The 404-nt window shown below is 62.9% G+C and carries 1 pseudogene; it reads right to left on the reverse strand.

Annotation, left to right across the window (positions count from 1 at the left end):
* Nucleotides 1-404, reverse strand: a pseudogene (locus tag ACLZOT_RS50205) (hypothetical protein); the annotation flags it as partial.

Consider the following 404-nt stretch of genomic DNA (forward strand, 5'->3'; position numbering starts at 1 on the left):
GCCGTCGACAACGCCGTCTTCCAACGCCCGGGCGGTTGCCTCGCTGTCACCGAGTTCCTGCTGCAGGGCAGCCCATTCGGCTGCCGTGACATGGTCGATCGGTGCCTGGTCAAGAGGCACGCGCGAGCGGTGAAGGAACGCCTCGCCCAGCAGCCGGTTGCCAGTGGCGTTGGCGCGCGCATTTCCCTTCCGGATGGCTGCATCGAAGGCCACCACATCCTCCCACTCCTCCGGTGAAGAGTCCCGGATGGATCTCCACTGCGCGTTTCCGTGAAAGGGGCACCCGAGGCAACTCGATTTCGGAGGGTCCGCCATCCCGATTGACGTCAAGTACTTGACGCAGTCGTTCCTTGACCAGCCCATATCGATGAGTGGATGACGGTTGCGCATGTATTTGACGTCCG

It is taken from the genome of Streptomyces sp. 4F14 (genome assembly GCF_048159485.1).
GTDB lineage: Bacteria > Actinomycetota > Actinomycetes > Streptomycetales > Streptomycetaceae > Streptomyces.